The 20640-nt window shown below is 66.5% G+C and carries 23 protein-coding genes; 7 read left to right on the top strand and 16 right to left on the bottom strand.

Annotation, left to right across the window (positions count from 1 at the left end; genetic code table 11):
- Positions 1 to 22: 22 nt before the first annotated feature.
- From DFR49_RS19400 to DFR49_RS19385, 4 genes are all read right to left on the bottom strand, one after another.
- On the bottom strand, positions 23 to 703 hold the full coding sequence (locus DFR49_RS19400; protein ID WP_119037378.1) for a L,D-transpeptidase family protein: 681 nt from the start codon (positions 701 to 703) through the stop codon (positions 23 to 25).
- A gap of 107 nt (positions 704 to 810) precedes the next feature.
- The gene (ruvX, locus tag DFR49_RS19395) at positions 811 to 1296 is read right to left on the bottom strand and encodes a Holliday junction resolvase RuvX (RefSeq protein ID WP_119037377.1); all 486 of its coding nucleotides are present in this window, start codon (positions 1294 to 1296) and stop codon (positions 811 to 813) included.
- Positions 1297 to 1393: 97 nt separating this feature from the next.
- A complete protein-coding gene (locus DFR49_RS19390; protein WP_245968657.1) occupies positions 1394 to 1807 on the bottom strand; it encodes a DUF4168 domain-containing protein in 414 nt (137 codons plus the stop codon).
- Between the two features lie 148 nt (positions 1808 to 1955).
- Positions 1956 to 3065, bottom strand: a complete 1110-nt coding sequence (locus DFR49_RS19385; RefSeq protein WP_119037525.1) for a DUF3089 domain-containing protein — start codon at positions 3063 to 3065, stop codon at positions 1956 to 1958.
- A gap of 125 nt (positions 3066 to 3190) precedes the next feature.
- On the opposite strand from DFR49_RS19385, the gene DFR49_RS19380 reads away from it, so the two are divergent.
- The 5 genes from DFR49_RS19380 (at position 3191) to DFR49_RS19360 (ending at position 9067) form a co-directional block, all read left to right on the top strand.
- Positions 3191 to 4945: a DUF4153 domain-containing protein gene (locus tag DFR49_RS19380; protein WP_119037524.1), complete on the top strand. Its 1755-nt coding sequence runs from the start codon at positions 3191 to 3193 to the stop codon at positions 4943 to 4945.
- 39 nt (positions 4946 to 4984) lie between these two features.
- Positions 4985 to 5272, top strand: a complete 288-nt coding sequence (gatC, locus tag DFR49_RS19375) for an Asp-tRNA(Asn)/Glu-tRNA(Gln) amidotransferase subunit GatC (RefSeq protein WP_119037376.1) — start codon at positions 4985 to 4987, stop codon at positions 5270 to 5272.
- Positions 5273 to 5387: 115 nt separating this feature from the next.
- Positions 5388 to 6887 carry an Asp-tRNA(Asn)/Glu-tRNA(Gln) amidotransferase subunit GatA gene (gene gatA / locus DFR49_RS19370; protein WP_119037375.1) on the top strand — a complete coding sequence of 500 codons (1500 nt, stop codon included), beginning with the start codon at positions 5388 to 5390 and terminating at the stop codon, positions 6885 to 6887.
- A gap of 84 nt (positions 6888 to 6971) precedes the next feature.
- A complete protein-coding gene (gene gatB / locus DFR49_RS19365; RefSeq protein WP_119037374.1) occupies positions 6972 to 8426 on the top strand; it encodes an Asp-tRNA(Asn)/Glu-tRNA(Gln) amidotransferase subunit GatB in 1455 nt (484 codons plus the stop codon).
- Positions 8423 to 9067, top strand: a complete 645-nt coding sequence (locus DFR49_RS19360; RefSeq protein WP_425454969.1) for a peptidylprolyl isomerase — start codon at positions 8423 to 8425, stop codon at positions 9065 to 9067. Before gatB ends, DFR49_RS19360 begins: the two co-directional genes overlap by 4 nt.
- Before the next feature lie 28 nt (positions 9068 to 9095).
- Here DFR49_RS19360 and rsmD read toward each other — a convergent pair whose 3' ends face one another.
- Together rsmD and DFR49_RS19350 are read right to left on the bottom strand one after the other, a co-directional pair.
- Positions 9096 to 9638 (bottom strand): 16S rRNA (guanine(966)-N(2))-methyltransferase RsmD, encoded by a 543-nt coding sequence (gene rsmD, locus DFR49_RS19355; protein ID WP_119037373.1) that lies wholly within the window; start codon positions 9636 to 9638, stop codon positions 9096 to 9098.
- Entirely contained in the window at positions 9635 to 10738 is a 1104-nt protein-coding gene (locus DFR49_RS19350; RefSeq protein ID WP_245968656.1) for a pseudouridine synthase, read from the bottom strand. The genes rsmD and DFR49_RS19350 overlap by 4 nt, the downstream gene beginning before the upstream one ends.
- Positions 10739 to 10865: 127 nt before the next feature.
- On the opposite strand from DFR49_RS19350, the gene DFR49_RS19345 reads away from it, so the two are divergent.
- Together DFR49_RS19345 and DFR49_RS19340 are read left to right on the top strand one after the other, a co-directional pair.
- Positions 10866 to 11297: a response regulator gene (locus DFR49_RS19345; RefSeq protein ID WP_119037372.1), complete on the top strand. Its 432-nt coding sequence runs from the start codon at positions 10866 to 10868 to the stop codon at positions 11295 to 11297.
- 67 nt (positions 11298 to 11364) lie between these two features.
- Complete coding sequence (locus DFR49_RS19340; protein WP_119037371.1) at positions 11365 to 13020, top strand: AmpG family muropeptide MFS transporter; 1656 nt, start codon at positions 11365 to 11367, stop codon at positions 13018 to 13020.
- Positions 13021 to 13038: 18 nt separating this feature from the next.
- Here DFR49_RS19340 and DFR49_RS19335 read toward each other — a convergent pair whose 3' ends face one another.
- The 10 genes from DFR49_RS19335 to DFR49_RS19290 form a co-directional block, all read right to left on the bottom strand.
- Complete coding sequence (locus DFR49_RS19335) at positions 13039 to 13467, bottom strand: DUF6628 family protein (RefSeq protein ID WP_119037370.1); 429 nt, start codon at positions 13465 to 13467, stop codon at positions 13039 to 13041.
- A gap of 66 nt (positions 13468 to 13533) precedes the next feature.
- The gene (locus tag DFR49_RS19330; protein WP_119037369.1) at positions 13534 to 14856 is read right to left on the bottom strand and encodes a bifunctional folylpolyglutamate synthase/dihydrofolate synthase; all 1323 of its coding nucleotides are present in this window, start codon (positions 14854 to 14856) and stop codon (positions 13534 to 13536) included.
- Between the two features lie 20 nt (positions 14857 to 14876).
- A complete protein-coding gene (accD, locus tag DFR49_RS19325; RefSeq protein WP_119037368.1) occupies positions 14877 to 15734 on the bottom strand; it encodes an acetyl-CoA carboxylase, carboxyltransferase subunit beta in 858 nt (285 codons plus the stop codon).
- Entirely contained in the window at positions 15731 to 16531 is an 801-nt protein-coding gene (gene trpA, locus DFR49_RS19320; protein ID WP_119037367.1) for a tryptophan synthase subunit alpha, read from the bottom strand. Before trpA ends, accD begins: the two co-directional genes overlap by 4 nt.
- Positions 16528 to 16929, bottom strand: coding sequence for an endonuclease domain-containing protein (locus tag DFR49_RS19315; protein ID WP_119037366.1), 402 nt, complete (start codon positions 16927 to 16929; stop codon positions 16528 to 16530). Before DFR49_RS19315 ends, trpA begins: the two co-directional genes overlap by 4 nt.
- 48 nt (positions 16930 to 16977) lie before the next feature.
- Entirely contained in the window at positions 16978 to 18240 is a 1263-nt protein-coding gene (gene trpB, locus DFR49_RS19310; RefSeq protein WP_119037365.1) for a tryptophan synthase subunit beta, read from the bottom strand.
- Positions 18237 to 18872: a phosphoribosylanthranilate isomerase gene (locus DFR49_RS19305; protein WP_119037364.1), complete on the bottom strand. Its 636-nt coding sequence runs from the start codon at positions 18870 to 18872 to the stop codon at positions 18237 to 18239. Before DFR49_RS19305 ends, trpB begins: the two co-directional genes overlap by 4 nt.
- Before the next feature lie 45 nt (positions 18873 to 18917).
- Complete coding sequence (locus DFR49_RS19300; protein ID WP_119037363.1) at positions 18918 to 19268, bottom strand: GFA family protein; 351 nt, start codon at positions 19266 to 19268, stop codon at positions 18918 to 18920.
- Positions 19269 to 19287: 19 nt separating this feature from the next.
- On the bottom strand, positions 19288 to 19962 hold the full coding sequence (gene pyrF, locus DFR49_RS19295) for an orotidine-5'-phosphate decarboxylase (RefSeq protein WP_119037362.1): 675 nt from the start codon (positions 19960 to 19962) through the stop codon (positions 19288 to 19290).
- Complete coding sequence (locus DFR49_RS19290) at positions 19959 to 20303, bottom strand: hypothetical protein (RefSeq protein WP_119037361.1); 345 nt, start codon at positions 20301 to 20303, stop codon at positions 19959 to 19961. The genes pyrF and DFR49_RS19290 overlap by 4 nt, the downstream gene beginning before the upstream one ends.
- Positions 20304 to 20640 lie beyond the last annotated feature (337 nt).

Genomic DNA, 20640 nt, shown 5'->3' with positions numbered 1-20640 from the left:
AGCCTTCGGTGCCGCTGCCGGTTCAGCTACTCGCGAGCACCGCGGCGTCGTCGGCCGGCGTGTCGATCGGGAACGAATAATCGAGCACCGGTGCCGCTTGCGGTGCGGGCTGCGCGGCCTCCGCCATGCGGATCGCGTCGTCGTTGCCGCTCCAGTTGTTCGTCACCATCACGGTGTCGCCCAGCTTGGCGTTGTCGAACAGGATCTTGGCGAAGCCGTGGGGCAGGCCGATGCAGCCGTGGGTGGCGATGTCGTCGGCGATTTTACGGCTGCCGTGGATCGAAATCCCGGTCCAGGTCAGGCGCAGCATCCAGGGCATTGGTGCGCCCTTGTAGATGTTCGACACGTGGTCGATGTCTTTCTGGAGGATCGGATAGACCCCCGTCGGCGTCGGCTTTTCGTCGTAACCGTAGATGATCGACGAGCGGCCGATTTCGTTCCCCGCGCGATAGACGTGGATCAGCGCCGCATCGAGATCGACGACGATCGTGGTCTTGCCGGGGGCGATGCCGTCTGCATCCCACACATAATCGCCGGGCTGGAGCGGGGCGTCGAGCCCGAGCACGCTCTTGACCGGGAATTTCGCGGTCGCGCCCGCGGCGCTGGCCGGCGAGGCGAGCAGCGGAAGCGCCACCAGCGCGGCGAGATAGAGCGCGGCCCTGATCCAGGAACGGGCGCGGTGCGCGGCGGTTCGCTTGGACATCGAAACAAATCCCCTGATCGAACGGTCACGGGAATTGTATGCGGGCCCGGCCTTTATCGCCAGCCCGCGATTTGGCGTGTTCCAGCGTGGGACGCCCCCGGACCGTGTTAGGGACTCGGATCGGCGGGAGGGGGGATCATCGCCAGCGCGTCGATCGCGCCCTGGAGGATGTAGGCGGCGGCCATCTTGTCGACCAGTTCGGCGCGTTTCGCCCGGCTCGCGTCCTGCTCGATCAGCGTGCGCGTCACCGCCTGGGTCGACCAGCGTTCGTCCCACAGCAGGATCGGCAGATCGAGATCGGCGAGGTTGCGCGCGAACGCGCGGGTCGATTGGCTGCGCGGGCTTTCGCTGCCGTCGAGGTGAAGCGGCAGGCCGATCACGATTCCGCGCACCTGCTGCGCGGCGATCAGCGCGGCGAGCGCGACCTTGTCCTTCTGGAATTTGGTGCGATGGATCAGCTCGGCGGGGCTCGCGAAGCTCCAGCCCGCGTCGCACAAGGCGGTGCCGATCGTCCTGGTGCCGACATCGAGACCGATCAGGCGGCCGCCGTTAGGCAGGGCATTGTGGAATTCGGTGCGGTCGGTGGTGATCATCGCCGCCGCTATAGCGCGTGGGCGCCGTCGGTCGATACGAAACGCGCCGACCGAAAGGGATCGGCCGGCGCGCCACGTCGTGGATAGCTTACGTTCGTTAGCTGGCCGGTTTCATCTTGCTCTGCGCGGCCGTCTGGATGCGCGCCTGAAGCGCGGGATCGGCCTGCGAGGCCTGCGCGATCTGGTTGAAGCGTTCGGCGCTCAGGCCCGAACTCTGGACGGCAGCCGCCATCTTCTCCTGCTTCGCGTCCTCGGCGACGGCGGTGTCGCTGCCGATCTTCTGCACCTCGACGGCCGCACTCGCGAACTGATCGACCTCGGCGTCGCTTACTTCGGTCGTCTGCGGCGCCTGCGCGGGGTCGGCGGCCTGCGGCGTCATCGCCGGATCGGCCTGCATCGACGGATCGGTCTGCTGCGGCGCGGCGGGATCGGCCGGGGTCGTCTGCGCCAGGGCCGGCGCGGCGATCATGCAGGCACCCGTCAGCATGGCGGTCTTGAGAAGCGTCTTCATCGTGATGTCTCCCTCGGGGATTGAAACAGTGGGAACGATGACGCTCAGATCGCGAGGGAGTTGCAGCCGATCAATGAGAATGGGGCCGAATCGTGGCAGGTGAAAGATAGATCGAATCAAGTGCTGACGAGGCGAGCGAAAGCATCGATCAGTTGTTGAGATAGGTGTTGAGCCGCCGCTCTGCATCCGCCCTGATGTTCGCCCAGAACAACGAATAATCGAAAACGTGGTAATTGTTACCCGGAAGCACGTAATTGCCTACCATATTCGGCGGCGGCCCCACCGAAAGGATGCCGCGACCTTCGCATCGGGCGGAAATCCTGCCGGGCAGGATATCGGCGGTGGCAAGGTCCGCCGAAGGAAAGAGCGCCCCCAGATTGGCGCTGGCGGGCGCCGCTGCGTCGGGGGTGCCGGTGAGCGGGTTGGTGCAGATCACCTCGGTGTCGCCGCGCGGAGCGCCGGTATAGCCTTCTGTTCGGTCGAACGTATCGAAGATCAGCGACGGATCGGCGGGCTCGGCGAAGGTCTGCCAGGAAAGGATGCAGCCGGTCTGGGCCGCGGTTTCGCATTGCGGCAGACCAAGCGCGGGCAGGTCGGCGGTTTTCGAGACCGGCCAGCCGACGACATAGGCCGCGACGATTCGCGCCGCGAGCGGGGTGCCCGCCACGCGGTCCTTGAGCAACCGCGTCAGGTGAAGTGCGCCCTGGCTGTGCCCGGCGAGGATGATCGGCCGATCGGGGCCGATCTCTTTCATGAACTGGTCGAATGCCGTCAGCACGTCGCGATACGCAAGATCGAGCGCCTGGCCCGCGGCGGCCTCGCTCGTCAGGAATGCGCCGAACGTCGCCTGGCGATAGCGCGGCGCCCAGATGTCGCCGGCCTCGTTGAACGCGCTCGCCTGCCCGCGCAGGAACAATTTGGCGCGCTCGTTCGCCTCCTGATTGTCGAGCGGCGCGTTCCAGTGCGAGCGATCGAGATAGGAGGTCGGGTGGATGAAGAATACCGCCGCCACCGGCTTCTGTGCCGGTTGATATCCCGCCGGGGTCCAGCGCGAGGGATCGTCCGCCTTGCCGGGCCGCGAAAACCACATCGCCGGATCGGCATAGACCGACGGCGCCGCATCCGCCTGATGCTCGAACTTGGTCGTCGGCACCAGCGCGGTGCGCAGGATCTGCACGCCGAACAGGCGGTAAGCGAACGCGGCGGCGATGGCGAGCATGATCAGGATCGCTATCAGATAGAGGAATTTGCGGGCCAAGGCGGTGTCCTTGCTGCGATGCAACATAGGGGTGGCGGGAGCGGGGCGAAACCCCTGCACGACGATCGCGACGCTTGCAATCGCTGCGAAGGCATGGCCGAATTCGGAGCCACGGGAGGATGATCATGGACGACGCGCACGCTCAAGACGAGGATCGCTGGCCGGTGCGGCCGATCCTGCTGGCGGTGGTGGGCGCGCTGGCGTGCCTCGCGGTCCAGCAGATCGGCGACGGGGGCAGCCTCGGCGCCGCCCAGCGCGCGCTGATGGCGGCGATCGCGACCGGCGCGCTCGCCTTCGGCTTCACCGCCGAGCGGGTGCGGCTGGCGTGGTCGGTGATCTTCGCCGCGGTTGTGGCGGTGGTGACGGGGCTCGTCTTCTGGTGGAGTGGCGCGCCCGACGGCGGCGTGTGGTGGGTGAGCGGCTGGAGCGACGCCAGCCTGTTTCTCGCGATCGCGATCGCCGCGCCCCTGTTCCAGACCGCGCGCGATCAGGGGCGGGCGGCCTTCCCCTATGACGAGGTCCACGCGCATGTCTGGACCAATATCGTCTTGTGGTGCGCCTCATGGGCGTTCGTCGGCGTCACGCTGGCGCTCGCCTTTCTGTTGTCGGCGCTGTTCGAACTGATCGGGATCGGCGTGCTGCGCGACCTGCTCGAAAAGGAATGGTTCGTGGCGCTGCTAATCGGCGGCGCGTTCGGTGGGGCGCTCGGGCTGTTCCGCGAACGCGAGGCCGTGGTGCGCACGCTGCGGCGGGTGGTGACGGCGGTGCTGTCTGTGCTGGCGCCGGTGCTGGGGACGGGGCTGGGGCTGTTCCTGCTTGCCTTGCCCTTCACCGGCCTCAGCGCGCTGTGGGAGGCTACCAAATCGACGACGCCGATCCTGCTCGCCTGCGCGTTTGGCGCGTGGGTGCTCGCCAACACCGTGATCGGCGACGGGGTGGAGGACGAGGCGACCAATCCCGCGTTGCGCTGGGGCGCGGCGGCGCTGGGCGCGGTGATCCTGCCGCTCGCCGTGATCGCGGGCGTCGCGACGGGCCTCAGGATCGACCAATACGGCTTCACGCCCGAACGCCTGTGGGCGGTGGTGTTCGTTGCGATCGCGATTCTCGTCGGGCTGGCGTATTGGGTTGCGCTTGTGCGCCGGCGGCTGCGCTGGGCGGAAGGCGCGCGCCCGGCGAACCTCAGGATCGCCTTCGCGGTGGCGGGCGTGGCGCTGTTCCTCGCCACCCCGATCCTGAGCTTCAACGCGCTGTCGGCGCACGATCAGGTCGCGCGGCTCGAAGCGGGCAAAGTGACGCCCGACAAATTCGACTGGGCCGCGCTGGCGTTCGATTTCGGCGAGCCGGGCAAGCGTGCGGTGGCGCGGCTGGTGCAATCGAAAAATGGCGAGGTGGTTCGGCTCGCCAAGAAAGCCGCGGCGGCGAAAGATCGCTGGTCGCTCGCCGATCGTCAGCAGGCCGTGGAGCGTGCGAGCAACCTACAGAAGCGGCTTCGCATCCTGCCGCGCCCGATCGCGCTGCCCAGGGAATTGCAGGAAGGGCTTGCCGATTGGAACGCTTGCGGCTGGGATGATCGCCCATGCATTGTGGTGTGGCAATCGGGTAGTGCCGAGGCGATTTCGATCTCCGGCACTTGCAAAATCGGCGACCACGCTGGGCAGAACGGCAAGGAGGTCGCAACGCGCAGCGATTGTGCGGTCGCGCATCTCGTCAAAAGAGACGATCGATGGAAAGTCGAGTCAGCGGGAGGGCTTAGCTATCTCTCGGACAACGACCGCGCGAAAATCGCCGATGCGCTGGCCAGCGGAGAGGTGTCGATCCGCCCTGTCGAGCGCCGTCAGGTGTTTATCGGCGGCGTTCCGGTGGGCGACGCGTTCGAATAGCATTGCGTGCAGCGCGGCGGCTCTGCTAGCCGCTCGGCCATGTCCGTAGACACCGCAACCGTAAAGCGGATCGCGAGCCTTGCGCGCATCGCGATCACCGACGCCGAAGCCGAGCGCCTCGCGCCCGAACTGGGCAATATCCTGGGTTGGATCGAGCAACTGGGCGAGGTCGACACCGGCGACGTCGCGCCGATGACCGCCGTCATCCCCAACCATCTCAGGTTGCGCGATGATGTCGTCACCGACGGTGGTGCGCGCGACGCGGTGCTGGCCAATGCACCGCAGGCCGAGCATGGGTTTTTCGCGGTGCCGAAGGTGATCGAATGATGTTTTCCACCATCATTCCCGCGAAAGCGGGAACCCATCTTCCGACTGTAGCACCCGGCCTCACCCACGGGAGCTGGGTCCCCGCGTTCGCGGGGATGACGAAGGGGAAGGCTGCATGACCGACCTTACCGATCTCGGGATCGCCGCGATCCGCGATGGCGTGCGCGAGGGCGCGTTTTCCGCGCGCGAGGTGGCCGAGGCATTCGTCGCCAGGGTGGCGGCCGCCAAGTCGCTCAACGCCTTCCTGGTCGAGACCCCGGATCACGCGTTTGCCGCCGCCGATGCTGCCGACAAGGCACGCGCTGCGGGCGAGACGCTTAAGCCGCTCGCCGGCGTGCCGATCGGGATGAAAGACCTGTTCTGCACCAAGGGCGTCGCCTCCACCGCGGCGAGCCACATTCTCGAAGGCTTTGTCCCGCCGTACGAATCGCGGGTTTCGCAGAACCTGTGGGATGCCGGCGCGGGGATGCTCGGCAAGCTCAACATGGATCAATTCGCGATGGGCTCGTCGAACGAGACCAGCGCGTTCGGCAACGTCATTTCCCCGTGGCGGCGCAGCGACGGCGGCGCTTCAGGTAAAAATTGGGCGCCGCTCACCCCCGGCGGATCGTCGGGCGGTTCGTCGGCGGCGATTGCCGCAAGACTTTGCCCGGCGGCGACGGGCACCGACACCGGCGGCTCGATCCGTCAGCCCGCTGCCTTCACCGGGATCGCCGGGATCAAGCCGACTTACGGTCGTTGCTCGCGTTGGGGCGTGGTGGCGTTCGCCTCGTCGCTCGATCAGGCCGGGCCGATGGCGCGCGACGTGCGCGATTGCGCGATCATGCTCGAGGCGATGGCGGGGTTCGACCCACGCGATGCGACCTCGCTCGATCTCGACGTGCCCAAGTGGGAGGCCGGATTATCGGGCGATCTCAAGGGCAAGAAGATCGGTATTCCCAAGGAATATCGGGTCGAGAACATGCCCGCCGAGATCGAGGCCTTGTGGCAGCAGGGGATTGCCTGGGCGAAGGACGCCGGCGCCGAGATCGTCGAAGTGTCGCTGCCGCATACCCGCTATGCGCTGCCCGCTTATTACATCATCGCGCCTGCAGAGGCCTCGTCCAACCTCGCGCGCTATGACGGCGTGCGCTACGGCCTGCGCGACCTGCCCGACGGCGCGAACCTTCAGGAGATGTACGCCGCGACGCGCGCGGCGGGCTTCGGCGACGAGGTCAAGCGCCGCATCATGATCGGCACCTATGTGCTGTCGGCGGGCTATTACGACGCGTATTTCACGCAGGCATCGAAGGTCCGCACGCTGATCGCGCGCGATTTCGAAGCGGCGTGGGAGAGTTGCGACGTGCTGTTGACGCCGACCGCGCCCTCGGCGGCGTTCGCGCTGGGTGAGAAATCGGCCGATCCGATCGCTATGTATCTCAATGACGTCTTCACCGTGCCGAGCAGCCTCGCCGGGCTTCCCGCGATGAGCGTGCCGGGCGGGCTCGACGCGGCGGGACTGCCGCTGGGCTTGCAGATCATCGGCAAGCCGCTCGACGAGCAGAGCGTGCTCAATGCTGGCCTCGCGATCGAGCAGCGCGCAGGCTTCACCGCACGGCCGGAGCAATGGTGGTGATTTTCCGTGCTCCTGCGAAAGCAGGAGCCTAGGGTTATTTGGCACTGGGTTCCTGCTTTCGCAGGAACACTGGGAAGAGATGAGATGGAATCGACGTACCGCATCCAGGGCGCAACCGGCGAGTGGGAGGTCGTGATCGGCCTCGAAGTTCATGCGCAGGTGACCTCGAACGCCAAATTGTTCTCGGGCGCGTCGACCGCGTTCGGGGCGGAGCCGAACACGCAAGTTAGCCTCGTCGATGCGGCGATGCCGGGGATGTTGCCGGTGCCCAATCGCGAGTGCATCCGCCAGGCGGTGCGCACCGGCATGGCGATCGAGGCGCAGATCAACAAATGGTCGCGGTTCGATCGCAAGAATTATTTCTATGCCGATCTGCCGCAGGGCTATCAGATTTCGCAGCTCTATCATCCGCTTGTCGGCGAAGGTTCGATCGAGATCGAGGTTGATGACGCGACCAAGACGATCGGCGTCGAGCGCATTCATGTCGAGCAGGATGCGGGCAAACTGATGCACGATCAGCATCCGACGCGTTCTTACGTCGATCTCAACCGCTCGGGCGTCGCGCTGATGGAAATCGTCAGTCGGCCGGATATGCGGTCGCCTGCGGAAGCAGGGGCTTACCTGAGGAAGCTGCGATCGATCCTGCGTTATGTCGGCAGTTGCGACGGCAATATGGAAGAAGGATCGATGCGCGCCGACGTCAACGTTTCGGTGCGCAAGCCCGGCGACGATCTCGGCACGCGCACCGAGACCAAGAACGTCAATTCGGTGCGCTTCGTGATGCACGCGATCGAGCATGAGGCGAACCGCCAGGTCGATGTGATCGAGGCCGGTGGCCGGATCGTCCAGGAAACGCGGCTCTACGATCCCGATACGGGCACGACGCGGTCGATGCGCTCCAAGGAGGACGCGCACGATTACCGCTATTTCCCCGATCCCGATCTGCTGCCGCTCGAACTCGACGATGCTTTTCTCGACGAATGCCGCGCGAGCCTGCCGGAACTGCCCGGCGCCAAGCGCGCGCGCTACTTGAGCCAAGGCATCACCCCGTACAATGCCGGGGTGCTGACCGCCGAGGTCGAAACCGCGCGCTGGTTCGACGCGCTGCTGGAGGCGGGCGCGGCGCCCGCGCAGGCATCGAACTGGGTCGCTTCCGAGCTGTTCGGGGCACTCAATCGACTTGGTAAGGGGATTGAGGAAAGCCCGGTAAGTCCATCACAAGCTGCGGAACTGCTTGGTCTCGTGGCCGATGGCACGCTGTCGGGCAGCCTCGCCAAGCAGGTGTTCGAGATCATGCTCGAAACCCGCGGCGACCCAGGCAAAATCGTCGAGGAGCGTGGGCTCAAACAGACCAGCGATACTGGCGCGATCGAGCAGGTCATCGCCGAGGTGATGGCCGCGAACGAGGACAAGGTCGCCGATTATCGCGGCGGCAAGGACAAGCTCTTCGGCTTCTTCGTCGGCCAGACCATGAAGGCGATGCAGGGCAAGGCCAATCCACAGGTGGTCAACGAGTTGCTGAAGAAGGCGCTAGGATGAACCTGCTCGCGCTCGCATCGGTGCTGATGCTGGCAGCGGTGCCGGCGGTGGCGCAGGACGCCCCCGGCCGCACGCCGATGGCCGAGGCGGCGCTCCAATCCGATGCGCACCTGCCGCGCGTCGCGATCGAAACCAGCGCGGGGGCCATCGTCGTGGCGCTCGATACCGAACGCGCACCGGTGACCGCGAACAATTTCCTCGCCTATGTCGATCAGCACAAGCTCGACGGCGTCACTTTCTATCGCACGGTGAAGGTGCAGGATCGCTTCGGTTTCGTGCAGTTCGGGGTGAACGGCGACCCGAAGCTCAGCCTGCCGCCAATCCGGCATGAGCCGACCACCGAAACGGGGTTGCATCACGTGAGCGGCACGCTTTCGATCGCGCGGCTCGAGCCCGGATCGGCACGCGGCGAGTTCACGATCATGGTGGGGGATCAGCGCCCAGGATTCGATGCCGATCCGGCCGCTTCCGGGGATAATCTGGGCTATGCCGCCTTCGGCCATGTCGTCGCGGGGATGGACGTGGTCGAGGCGATTATGGACGCGCCGGTTGATCCCGCCGCCACGGTGCGCGGGGCGTTCAAAGGCGAGGTGCCCGCCGCGCCGATCAAGGTCATCAGCGCGACGCGGCTGAAGCCCTGATTATCGTCGCCTGATTTTTCCTCGGGTTTCAGGAATCCTGCCGTAGCAGCGTGAGGCGGGCCTTGCCGTGAATGCGGCTGGCATCGATCGTGAAACCGTTGATCGCCATTTCCTCGTTGCGTGCGGTCTCGATGCTGATCCAGGTGCCGGGGCCGGTCCAGCCGAGCCGGGCGAGCTTGTCGAGCGCAACCGCACCCGCGCCGGTGCCGTACGGCGGGTCCATCAGCACCAGATCGAGCGGCGCGCGCGCCGGGCCGAGCGCCAGCACCGATTGCGCGCGCACGTCGGCGCCGGTCGCGCCCAATTTGGCGACATTGGCGCGCAACGCATCGAGCGCGGCACCGTCTTGCTCGACGAACAGGCATGAGGCCGCCCCGCGCGACAACGCTTCGAGCCCGAGCGCGCCCGATCCGGCGAACAGATCGGCGACCGCGAGATCCTTGAAGTCGCCCAGCCGGCTCGCGAGCATCGAGAACAGTGCCTCACGCGTGCGATCCGCCGTGGGGCGGGTCGCGTCGCCCCTGGGCGCGACGAGCGGCCGCCCGCGCCACTGGCCGGCGATGATCCTCATTTGCGTCCGCGACCGCCGCGCGGCTTCGGGCCGGGTTTGATCTTGGGCCTGGCCCAGCCGGGCCGGCGCTTGGGCGTCGGCTTAGGATCTGATGGCGCGGCCATATCGGCTTTCGGTCCGCGACGGCGATCATCGGAGGCAGGCGCTGGGCGGTTGGGGGCGAGCGGAGCAGTGGCTCGCGGTTTCCCGCGTGGCGCGCGCTTCCGATTGGCATCGGGGGCAGCGCCTGGCCGTGTCGAAGGGCCGGGCTGTTTCCGAGCGCGCGAAGGCGGGGACGGTGTTTCGACGGGACCGGCACGTGCGGGGGGCGCAGGCGAGGGCAGCGTTGCCACCTCGACGGCGGTGTCGCTTTTGGTGCCTTTGGCGAGCGTCTGCCGGAACGCGACGAGATCGTGCTGGCGCACCTCGCCGATCGCGCCCACCGGCAGATCGCCGAGCACGAACGGGCCGTAGCGCGTGCGGATCAGCCGTGATACTTCGAGCCCGAGATGTTCGAGCACGCGCCGCACCTCACGGTTCTTGCCTTCGGTGAGGATCAGTTCGATCCACACATTGGCGCCGGTGCGGCGCTCCAGATTGGCGTCGATTGCGCCGTAGCGGATGCCGTCGATCTCGACACCCTCGATCAGTTCCTCAAGTTGCGCCTGGCTGACCTCGCCATAAGCGCGCGCACGGTAGGCGCGCTCGACGCCGGTCGAGGGTAGTTCAAGCTGGCGCTTGAGCCCGCCGTCGGTGGTGAGCAGCAGCAGCCCTTCGGTGTTGTAATCGAGCCGCCCGACCGGAATCAGCCGCGGCAGCCCCTTGGGCAAGCGGTCGTAGATCGTGGGGCGGCCTTTGGGGTCGCGTTCGGTGGTGAGCACGCCCGCGGGCTTGTGAAAGACGAACAGGCGGGCAGGGCGCGGCGCTTCGACCGGGCTGCCGTCGACGGTGACGCCGTGGAGCGATGCAACGAGTGTCGCAGGCGTATCGAGCGTCTTGCCGTCGATCGCAATGCGGCCATCGGCGATCATCCGTTCGATCTCGCGCCGCGAGGCAATTCCGGCGCGGGCGAGCAGCTTGGCGATGCGCTGCGGTTCCTTCGGGGCGGAGGCATGTGACACGCCGCGCCCATACATCCTTTTGGCGCGCGCGTTCAAAAACTTTGCGCCCGCAAGGGGGTTCGGGCGTTAGAGGACGATGGCGTAACGAGATCGGGCGGCGAGCAGATCGGCGGATAAGGGCGGAAGGATGTTGTTCGCGAAGAAAAATCGTCGGATCAAGCGCTTGCTGATCGTCGAGGATGAGCCGCTGGTGGCGTTCGATACCGAACGCTATCTCACCGACGAAGGCTTTGGAATCGCCGCGACCGTGGATACCGTGGCCGAGGCGATCGCCCTTCTGGGGAGTGGCGAGGTCGACCTGGTGCTGGTCGACGTGACGCTTCCCGACGGCAGCGGGATCGCGGTGGCGGAGGCAGCGCGTGCGAGGGGTGTCCATGCGCTGTTCGTCACCGGCGACTGCCCGATGGAGGCGCGCGGGGTGGCGGCAGGATGCCTTGCCAAGCCCTATGCCCAGCGCGACCTGCTGCAATCGATCTGCGCGATCGACGATGTGCTGCGCGGAAAGAAGCCGCGCAGGCTGCCGGGCGGGTTCAGCCTGTTTCTCGAAACGGCGGCGTGAGAGGTCGTTTCTCGTTCCGTGATTTGCCGTTAGGGTCCGTCACGAAAGATCGGGAGTGATTGTGGGAATGGGCGATTCCGGGGGTCTGAAGGGTTGGAAGCTCCTGAGGGCTGCCTTCACCAATCGCAAGATCGGCGTGATGTTCGCGCTCGGCTTCGGGTCCGGCCTACCTTATGCCCTGTTGCTGGGAACGCTATATGCGTGGTTGAGCGATGCCGAGGTCGATCTTGAGACGATGGGCGTCTTCTCGCTGATTGGCCTCGCTTATGCCTTCAAATTCCTTTGGTCGCCGGTCGTGGACCGGGTGCGGCTACCGCTCATCGGCGGCATCGGACGGCGCAAGGGGTGGCTTATTCCAGCCCAAGGTTTGCTTGGTGTGATTCTGATCGCTCTGTCGCTGTTTGATCCTGCGCGATCGCTCGGATGGTTTTCAGCGCTTGCCGGATTGGGCGCTTTTGCTTCAGCCACGCAGGATATCGCGACCGATGCGTGGCGCGTCGATCAGGCTGATGACATCGCGACACTGGATATTCTGTCGACCGTCTATCAACTCGGCTATCGAATCGCAGCGCTGGCGGGGGGCGCGTTGGCGCTCGTGCTTGCCGCGCGCATCGGATGGCCGGCCGTATATGCCGTGATGGGGTGCGCTCTATTGGCGGTGATGGCGATCACCTGCTTCGCTCCCGACAGCGATCAGCAGAATATCGTCGAGGACGAGCATGAACTGCGGCGTGCGGGCGAATTGTCGCCGCAGGTGAGGGGCGGCGCGCTCGTCATTGTCGGCACCTTGTGGGCTTGGTCGATCTTTATGGTCATTGTGTTCATGGTTCGGTCGCTTGGTGCAGCCCCGGCAGACAGGCCCGATCCCACCGCCTTTGTGGCGTTCTATGGCCCGGTCATCGTTTTTGCGACGGTGATCCTGCCCGCCATCATCGCCGCCGTGCTACAATCGTGGAAGCGCAAGGGACGACATGTGATCGATCGCCCGGCACCAGCGGCCAACCGCTGGAATCGTATCGTCGATCATGGCTATTCGACGTTGATCCTGCCGTTGGCGGACCTGATCGACAGGCTGCGTTGGGGCGCTATCCTCGTTCTGGCGCTGATCTTGACCTACCGTATAACGGATTCGATCTGGGGCACTTTTGCTTATCCGTTTTACCTGGGGTTTCTGGACTATACGAACGACCAGGTCGCGATTGCCTCGAAGTTCTTCGGCGTCGGCATGACGATGGCAGGCATCGCTATGTCAGCGCTGTTTTTCAGTTGGATCGGCCGTATGGCGACCGTGGTACTGGGTGCGGTAGTCGCCGCAATCAGCAATCTTTTATACGCCGATCTCGCGAACGGAGGCGCGGGACTGGACGTCTTCGGTCACACGACGGGCCTCTATTGGCTATTCGCGCAATTCGGTTCGGACGACCGGATGTCTCGGCTATTGTTGGCGATTTCCGGCGAGAATATCGCTGGCGGCCTCGCCGGAGCGGCGTTTGTTGCCTATCTCAGTTCGATCGCGTCGAAACGATATAGCGCCGTGCAATATGCGTTGCTGTCGTCATTGACATTTCTCGTCGGATCGCTGGGACGGGGAGCGCTCGGCAAAGCGATCGAGGTACACGGCTATGCGTGGGTTTTCTATCTGACGGCTGGGTTGGGCTGCTCTGCGATCGTATTGGCAGCGCTGGAATGGTGGCGGGAGCGTCGACGTGTCGGCGAGGCGTAGAGCGCGGATCGCAAATCGCTAACATTGGATCGGTCGCCCCGCATCGGCGAAGGCGGCGGCGACTGCGGCAGCGCTTGCCAATACCCCATCCACCGCGCGCGTGCCGAGCTGATCGGCAAGCAGCAATCGCGCTTTTTCGGGACTGGTCTCGGCACGCGCGAGGACATCGAGGAGCGCGGCTTCGGACGCGGTCGCCCGCGCGCAGCAGCACGGTGCGATCGCGATCGGCTGCGCGGCGGTGCTGGCCACGTCGAGCATGAACGCGCGCATCAGCACGAGCGGGCGACGGAACGCCTCGCCGAACGCGGTGACGAAGGCGTGGGCGGCGCAGGCGTCGTGCAGCCCGTGCGCGCCCAGCCGCCGGATCGCGAACAGCACGAGCCGCGCGTCGGCATCCTCGGGGAGCGTGTGGGGAAGGGTGTGGGTGATGGTTCGGGTGCTGGTCATGCGCGACTCCTGTCTCGGGCGCGTATGGTTCCTCACTCGCTATTGCAAGTCAATCGCAAATAGGAATTAGTTGGGAAGTTCGCCGTTGGTGGCCAACACCTCGCCGGCGAGATAGAGCGAACCGACGATCAGAACGACGGGATCGGTAGCGTCGTGCCTGTCGGCGATCCGTCGCAGTGCGTCGCCTACCGTGTCGGCGACGTTCGTTTCCAGCCCGAGCGCTGCCGCCGTGCGCGCGAGCGCGGCGGGCGGGTGGCACGCGTGGCCGGGGATCGGAACTGCCGTCAGGGAGGATGCCTGCCGTGCTAGCGGCGCCAGGAAGCCCGCCGCATCCTTGTTGGCGAGCATGCCGCAAACCAGATGGAGCGGGCGGTCGCCGCGCAGGTCGGCGATCGCGGTTGCGACCGCGGCGCCCGCGGCCTGGTTGTGCCCGCCATCGAGCCATAGCGCGCTTGCGGCGGGAAGCCGGCGAGTCAGCGGCCCGTCCGCCAATCGCTGCATTCGTGCGGGCCAGTTCGCGCATCGCGCGGCCGTCTCGATGGCGGTGGTAGGAATGGCGAGCTGCGTCTGGTGGCGCAGCATTGCAATCGCCAGCGCGAGATTGCCGGGCTGGTGCGGGCCGGGCAGGCCGGGAAGCGGTGTATCGAGCGCCCCCTGCGCGTCGCGATAATCGAGGCGATCGCCGCGCACCTCGTAGAACCAGTCGACACCGAGCGCCTTGACCGGCGCGGCGGCGGCCGCCGCCACTTCGGCGATGCGGCTTGCCACGCCGTCGGCGTAGCGCATCGTCACCAGGGGGACGCCCGCTTTGGCGATGCCTGCTTTTTCGGCGGCGATCCCTTCCGCGCTGTCGCCGAGGAAGGCCTGGTGATCGATGCCGAGTTGGGCGATGCCGGTGACGAGCGGGTGCTGGATGACGTTGGTGGCGTCGAGCCGCCCGCCGAGCCCGACCTCGACGACGCAGGCGTCGGCGGGGTTGCGCGCGAAGGCGAGGAAGGCGACCGCGGTCGTCACCTCGAAGAAGCTCGCATCGAGTCCACCGGCGTGATCGAGCACTTCCTCCAGCAATGCCGCGAGCGCGCCGTCGTCGATCAGCGTGCCCGCGACGCGGATACGCTCGTTGAAGCGCACCAGATGCGGGCTCGAATAGACGTGGGCGGCAAGGCCGGCGGCGTCGATCGCCGCGCGCAGGAACGCGCAGGTCGAGCCCTTGCCGTTGGTGCCGGCGACGTGGAGCACGGGGGGCAGGCGGTGTTGCGGATCGCCCAACCGATCGAGCAGGCGCGTGATCCGTTCCAGCCCCAGCGTGTCGGCGCCGGGCGACAGCGACCACAGCCGATCGAGCTGACGCTGGACGGCGGGATCGGAAGAGGTCGCGTAATCGGACATTTGCAGGGGCTGGATGTTGTTTACGCCGCCCGCTTCGCGTCGTCGCCCAGATAGCCGATCACCGTCGCGAGCCTGTGCTTCAGCTCCTTGCGGTGGACGACCATGTCGATCAGCCCGTGTTCGAGATAATATTCGCTCGTCTGGAAATCCTCGGGCAGCTTTTCGCGGATCGTGTTCTCGATCACGCGGCGGCCGGTGAAGGCGAGCGTCGCCTTGGGCTCGGCGATCTGGATATCGCCCAGCATCGCATAGGCCGCCATGACGCCGCCCGACGTGGGATCGGTGAGGACGACGATATAGGGCAGGCCGGCGTCGTGGAGCATCTGGATCGCGACCGTCGAGCGCGGCATCTGCATCAGGCTGAGGATACCCTCCTGCATCCGCGCGCCGCCGCTGGCGGTGAATATGACATAGGGGCAATTGTCGGCGATCGCGGCTTCTACGCCGGCGACGAACGCCTCGCCGACGGCGAGCCCCATCGAACCGCCCATGAACGCGAAATCCTGGACGCCGACGATCGCCTTGCGGCCTTCGATCGTGCCGCGCGCTGTAATGAGCGCGTCCTGTTCGCCGGTGCTGGTGCGCGCGGCCTTGAGGCGATCGACATAACGTTTCGAATCACGAAATTTGAGCGGGTCCTCGGTGACCCTGGGCGTGGGTAGTTCGCTGTAGCTGCCCTCGTCGAACAGATAGGCGAACCGATGCGTCGGCCCGATCCGTTCATGGTGATCGCATTTGGGGCAGACGTAGAGGTTGTCCTCCAGTTCCTTGGTGAACACCATCTGGCCACAGCCCTTGCACTTGTACCAGAGATTCTCGGGTGTCTGCGCCTTGGGGACGAAAGGGAGCGCGTTACGGACGCGGGTGAGCCAGCTCATGGACGTTCCTTGTGGGCGGCACGGATCGCGGCCGCGAGGTCTGCTACATAGGCGCGAACGGGGCCGGGCGCATCCTCGCCGTGGCGCGCGATCAGATCGACGATCGCCGAGCCGACGACGACGCCGTCGGCGACGCGGGCGATTGCGGCCGCCTGTTCAGGAGTGCGGATGCCGAAGCCGACCGCGACGGGCAGGTCGGTCGCGGCTTTGAGGCGGCCGACCGCCTCGGCGACCGATGCCTGCGCCGCCTGCTGCTTGCCTGTAATACCCGCGACCGAGACGTAATAGATGAACCCGCTCGCGCCCTCGAGCACGGCGGGCAGCCGCGCGGCGTCAGTGGTGGGCGTGGCGAGGCGGATCGGGTCGATTCCCGCCGCCCTGAGCGCGGGGCCGAGCGCGTCGTCTTCCTCCGGCGGCACGTCGACGCAGATCACGCCGTCGATCCCGGCGTCACGCGCGGCGGCGGCGAACCAGTCCGGCCCCCGGCGCAGCATCGGATTGGCATAACCCATCAGCACGAGCGGGATATGCGGGTGGCGGGCGCGGAAATCACGGGCGATCGCGAGGATGCCCGCGGTGGTGGTGCCCGTGGCGAGGCTGCGCAGGTTCGCGGCCTGGATCGCGGGGCCGTCCGCCATCGGATCGGTGAAGGGCATGCCGAGTTCGATCACGTCGGCGCCGCCCTCGACCAGCGCATCGAGGATCGCCGGCGTGGCGGCGGGCGAGGGATCGCCGACGGTGACGAAGATGACGAGCGCGGGACGGCCTTGCGCAAAGGCAGCGGAGAGGCGGGTCATAAAACCCTCTCCCCTTCAGGGGAGAGGGAAGAGCCGCGAAGCGGCGACGGGAGAGGGGCAGTGTCGATCAGAATCTGCAAGTGCTGCACCACGCCTTCGAGATTTGTCATGACGTCTGAGTTCGTGAAACGGACCACGCGATAGCCTTCGGATTGGAGGAAAGCGGTGCGGCGGGCGTCATAATCCTGCTGCGATACATGGGTGTCGCCGTCAATTTCGATCACGAGCATGGGTGCGCGCGAGGAAAAGTCGGTGATGTAGCGGCCGATCACCTTCTGATAGCGGAACTTGATTCCGTTGAATCGCTTTGCTCTCAGCACGTCCCAGAGTCGCAATTCGGGTTCTGTCGGCTCTCGGCGCATTTTCTTGGCGTGGGCGATGAGGCGTGGGTCACGCATGCCCCTCTCCCAACCCTCTCCCCTGAAGGGGAGAGGGCCTTTTGCTGTTCATATCGCCACCCCCAGCGCGTCGGCGACGGTGAATATGTCCTTGTCGCCGCGGCCCGAGACGTTGACGACGATGATCTGATCGTCGCGATATTCGCGTGCCTTGGCGGGCAATGCGGCGAGGGCGTGCGAACTTTCGAGTGCGGGAATGATGCCTTCGGTGCGGCAGCAGAGCTGAAAGGCGTCGAGCGCTTCGGCGTCGGTGATCGGGATATAGTCGACGCGGCCGCTTTCGTAGAGCCAGCTATGTTCGGGGCCGATGCCGGGATAGTCGAGCCCGGCCGAGATCGAATGCGCCTCGGCGATCTGACCGTCCTCGTCCTGGAGGAGATAGGTGCGGTTGCCGTGGAGCACGCCCGGCACGCCGCCGTTGAGGCTCGCGGCATGTTCGCCGGTCGCGATCCCGCGCCCCGCCGCCTCGATGCCGAGCATCGCGACCGCGGCGTCGTCGAGGAAGGGGTGGAACAGGCCGATCGCGTTCGATCCGCCGCCGACCGCGGCGACAAGCAGATCGGGAAGGCGCCCTTCCGCTTTCAGAATTTGCGCGCGGGTTTCGGTGCCGATCACCGATTGGAAATCGCGAACCAGCTCGGGATAGGGGTGCGGGCCGGCGGCGGTGCCGATGATGTAGAAAGTGTCGTGGACGGTCGCGACCCAGTCTCTGAGGGCTTCGTTCATCGCGTCCTTGAGCGTCTGCGCTCCGCTCGTGACGGGCTGCACCTCGGCACCGAGCAGCTTCATGCGGAAGACGTTGGGCTTCTGCCGCTCGACGTCCTTGGCGCCCATGAAGATCGTGCACGGCAGGCCGAAGCGTGCGGCGACGGTGGCGGTGGCGACGCCGTGTTGCCCCGCGCCCGTCTCGGCGATGATCCGGGTCTTGCCCATGCGGCGCGCGAGCAGGATCTGGCCGATGCAATTGTTGATCTTGTGCGCGCCGGTGTGGTTGAGTTCCTCACGCTTGAAGTAGATTTTGGCGCCGTGGCCCGCGGGCGCGTCCTTGCGCAGCGTCTCGGTGAGGCGCTCTGCATAATAGAGCGGGCTGGGGCGGCCGACATAGTGTTCCAGAAGATCGTCGAACTCGGCCTGGAAGGCGGGATCGGCCTTGGCGGCACGATATTCGCGTTCGAGATCGAGGATCAGCGGCATCAGCGTCTCGGCGACGTAGCGACCGCCGAAGGTGCCGAAATGCCCGCGCGAATCGGGTTGCTGGCGCAGGCTGTTCGCCCGCGCGGGGGGCTGGGTGCGGAAGGAATTGGCGGTCATGATCGGTTCGCGGCTTTAAGGAATGCGGCGATCTTGTCCACATCCTTGACGCCGGGCGCGGATTCGACGCCCGAGGAGACATCGACCAGCCGCGCGCCGGTGCGCTCGATCGCCTCGGCGACGTTGTTTGGGGTGAGGCCACCCGACAACGCCCACGGCAGCGGGTGGCGGACGCCGTCGAGCAAGGCCCAATCGAAGCGCAGCCCCATCCCGCCGGGGACGGGCGCATCGTCAGGTGTCCTGGCGTCGTAGAGCAGGCGGTCGGCGGCGTCGGCGTAACGGCGGCCCGCATCGAGATCGGCGCGGGTCTTGACGGGGATCGCGGCCCAGACCTCGCGGCGCGTGCGGGCGCGGATTGCGGCGGTGCGGGCGGGCGAGGTCTTGTGGAGCTGGATGCCGTCGAGTTGAGCGGCGGCGATCGCGATATCGAGCAACGCGTCGTCGGGATCGACGAACACGCCGACTTTGGCGACGTGGCTCGGCACTCGCCCGGCGAGCGCGGCTGCTCGATCGGGCGTGACGTTGCGCGGGGAGGGCGGGAAGAACACGAAGCCGACATGGCTCGCGCCGCCTGCGATCGCGGCGGCGAGCGTATCCGGCGTCGAGAGGCCGCAGATTTTCGCGCTGGTCATGGCCGAGCGCTTAGCGCGCGGGGCGGCGGGGCGATAGGGGGCGGGTCAGAAGCTCGCGCCGTCGACCTTCTGGAGCGTCAACGCGTCGAGATCGATGCCGGGGACGCAGCGCAGGTTGATCGCGCGCACCTCGCTGCCATCGGGCGCTTTGCCCTCGGCGAAGGGCTGCGCGCCACAGATCGCGCAGAAGCGGTGCGTGATCGCGTGTTTGTTGAAGTGATAATCGGTCAGCGCGTCCTCACCCGAGGTCAGCGTGAAGACCTCGGCGGGCAGGAACGCGAGCAGGAAGCTCTTGCGGCGGCAGTGTGAGCAATTGCAGCTCAGCGCGGTTTCGGGCGCGTCGGCGTCGACCGTGAACGTTACCGCGCCACAGTGGCAGCTACCGTCGAAAGCCATCGGCGATCCTTTTTGCGTATCAGAGAGTGGCGCCGATCTCGCGTGCGGCGAGATCGGGATCGGGGGCGAGCGTGATCGGGCGGCCGACGACGATGATCGAGGCGCCCGCGTCGAACGCGGCGCGCGGTGTGACGACGCGCTTCTGATCGCCGGCCGCGCCATTGGCGGGGCGGACGCCGGGCACGACGAAGAACCCTTTGGGCCACAGCCGGCGCGCCTCCGCGACCTCGGCGCCCGAGCAGACGATACCGTCGATGCCCGATGTCATCGCGAGTTCGGTGAGGTGCAGCACTTGCTCGCCTGGTGCGCGATCGACGCCGATCGCCTTGAGATCGCGGTCGTCGAGGCTGGTCAGCGTCGTCACCGCGACCACCTTGGTGCCGAGCGGCGCGGCGGCCTTGGCATCCTCCAGCATCGCGCGGCCGCCGGCGGCATGGACGGTGAGGATCGCCGGTTCGAGCGGACGCAGCGCCTGGATCGCCTTGCCGACGGTGTTGGGGATATCGTGGAACTTGAGATCGAGAAAGATCGGCAGGCCGATCTCGTGCATCTCGTGGACGCCCGCGCGCCCGTTCGCCATGAAGAATTCGAGCCCCAGCTTGATCCCGCCGACATGGTGGCGGACGCGCGCGGCGATCTCCCTGGCCTTGTCGAGCGACGGCGTGTCGATCGCGACGTAGACGCGCGCCGTCATGCGGCCCCCGGCGGCAGGAGCGGCGGGGCATCGATATCGTCGGCGCGGGGCGCGGGCGTCACGGGTTCGGGCACCGGCGCGGCGACGGTTTCGCGCACCGCCGCCAGCGACCGTTCGGCCGCCGCCAGCCGCTGCTTGAGCCGCCAGCGCACCGCGTGCTGATAGGCGAGCGTCGGCAGCAGCCCGGCGAGGAAGCAGATCACGACGAGGATCGGCAGCTTCACATCGGCGACCAGATCGTTCCAGAGGCGGACGTGGGCAATCTCGTTCCAGTTGCCGAACACGAACGCCGCGAGGAGCACGGCGATGAGGAACCAGAACAGGCCCTTCAGAAACTGCATCGGGGGGCGGGCCTCCACATTCAATCAAACCGGCGCGCGAGCCTATTACGGCGGACGCGATTTGACCAGAGCCCAGGCAGCAGGGCGGTGCGGGCGTGGAAGCCAGTGACGTCGGCGCTACGTTCCCCCTGACTTGCCCTTCCCCGATTGCGGACATTGACGGGGCCGACGGATGCGGCGCGACGGCGCCGCGCGGCCGCCGTGCGGTCGCTTGCCCCTCACCCAGCTTCGACTAGGCGGCAAAGCCGCCAAGTCTGCGCAACCCTCTCCCACAAGGGGAGGCGTTTATCCCCTTCGGATACGTAAGCGCCGAAATACCCCTTCTTCCCACCCCGGC

Origin of the sequence: Hephaestia caeni (assembly GCF_003550065.1) — a bacterium.
Classification (GTDB): domain Bacteria; phylum Pseudomonadota; class Alphaproteobacteria; order Sphingomonadales; family Sphingomonadaceae; genus Sphingomonas; species Sphingomonas caeni_A.
The sequence above is the reverse complement of the archived record's forward strand: the minus strand, read 5'-3'. Positions and strand labels throughout refer to the sequence as shown.

Excerpts from the sequence above, each read along its gene's own strand:
- DFR49_RS19300 (WP_119037363.1), bottom strand. The coding sequence starts at position 19,268 with ATGGCTTTCGACGGTAGCTGCCACTGTGGCGCGGTAACGTTCACGGTC.
- DFR49_RS19400 (WP_119037378.1), bottom strand. The coding sequence starts at position 703 with ATGTCCAAGCGAACCGCCGCGCACCGCGCCCGTTCCTGGATCAGGGCC.
- DFR49_RS19360 (WP_425454969.1), top strand. The coding sequence starts at position 8,423 with ATGAACCTGCTCGCGCTCGCATCGGTGCTGATGCTGGCAGCGGTGCCG.
- trpA (WP_119037367.1), bottom strand. The coding sequence starts at position 16,531 with ATGACCCGCCTCTCCGCTGCCTTTGCGCAAGGCCGTCCCGCGCTCGTC.
- accD (WP_119037368.1), bottom strand. The coding sequence starts at position 15,734 with ATGAGCTGGCTCACCCGCGTCCGTAACGCGCTCCCTTTCGTCCCCAAG.
- DFR49_RS19315 (WP_119037366.1), bottom strand. The coding sequence starts at position 16,929 with ATGCGTGACCCACGCCTCATCGCCCACGCCAAGAAAATGCGCCGAGAG.
- pyrF (WP_119037362.1), bottom strand. The coding sequence starts at position 19,962 with ATGACGGCGCGCGTCTACGTCGCGATCGACACGCCGTCGCTCGACAAG.
- DFR49_RS19340 (WP_119037371.1), top strand. The coding sequence starts at position 11,365 with ATGGGCGATTCCGGGGGTCTGAAGGGTTGGAAGCTCCTGAGGGCTGCC.
- DFR49_RS19305 (WP_119037364.1), bottom strand. The coding sequence starts at position 18,872 with ATGACCAGCGCGAAAATCTGCGGCCTCTCGACGCCGGATACGCTCGCC.
- gatB (WP_119037374.1), top strand. The coding sequence starts at position 6,972 with ATGGAATCGACGTACCGCATCCAGGGCGCAACCGGCGAGTGGGAGGTC.
- rsmD (WP_119037373.1), bottom strand. The coding sequence starts at position 9,638 with ATGAGGATCATCGCCGGCCAGTGGCGCGGGCGGCCGCTCGTCGCGCCC.
- DFR49_RS19390 (WP_245968657.1), bottom strand. The coding sequence starts at position 1,807 with ATGAAGACGCTTCTCAAGACCGCCATGCTGACGGGTGCCTGCATGATC.
- DFR49_RS19335 (WP_119037370.1), bottom strand. The coding sequence starts at position 13,467 with ATGACCAGCACCCGAACCATCACCCACACCCTTCCCCACACGCTCCCC.
- DFR49_RS19290 (WP_119037361.1), bottom strand. The coding sequence starts at position 20,303 with ATGCAGTTTCTGAAGGGCCTGTTCTGGTTCCTCATCGCCGTGCTCCTC.
- DFR49_RS19345 (WP_119037372.1), top strand. The coding sequence starts at position 10,866 with ATGTTGTTCGCGAAGAAAAATCGTCGGATCAAGCGCTTGCTGATCGTC.
- DFR49_RS19380 (WP_119037524.1), top strand. The coding sequence starts at position 3,191 with ATGGACGACGCGCACGCTCAAGACGAGGATCGCTGGCCGGTGCGGCCG.
- DFR49_RS19330 (WP_119037369.1), bottom strand. The coding sequence starts at position 14,856 with ATGTCCGATTACGCGACCTCTTCCGATCCCGCCGTCCAGCGTCAGCTC.
- gatC (WP_119037376.1), top strand. The coding sequence starts at position 4,985 with ATGTCCGTAGACACCGCAACCGTAAAGCGGATCGCGAGCCTTGCGCGC.
- gatA (WP_119037375.1), top strand. The coding sequence starts at position 5,388 with ATGACCGACCTTACCGATCTCGGGATCGCCGCGATCCGCGATGGCGTG.
- trpB (WP_119037365.1), bottom strand. The coding sequence starts at position 18,240 with ATGACCGCCAATTCCTTCCGCACCCAGCCCCCCGCGCGGGCGAACAGC.
- ruvX (WP_119037377.1), bottom strand. The coding sequence starts at position 1,296 with ATGATCACCACCGACCGCACCGAATTCCACAATGCCCTGCCTAACGGC.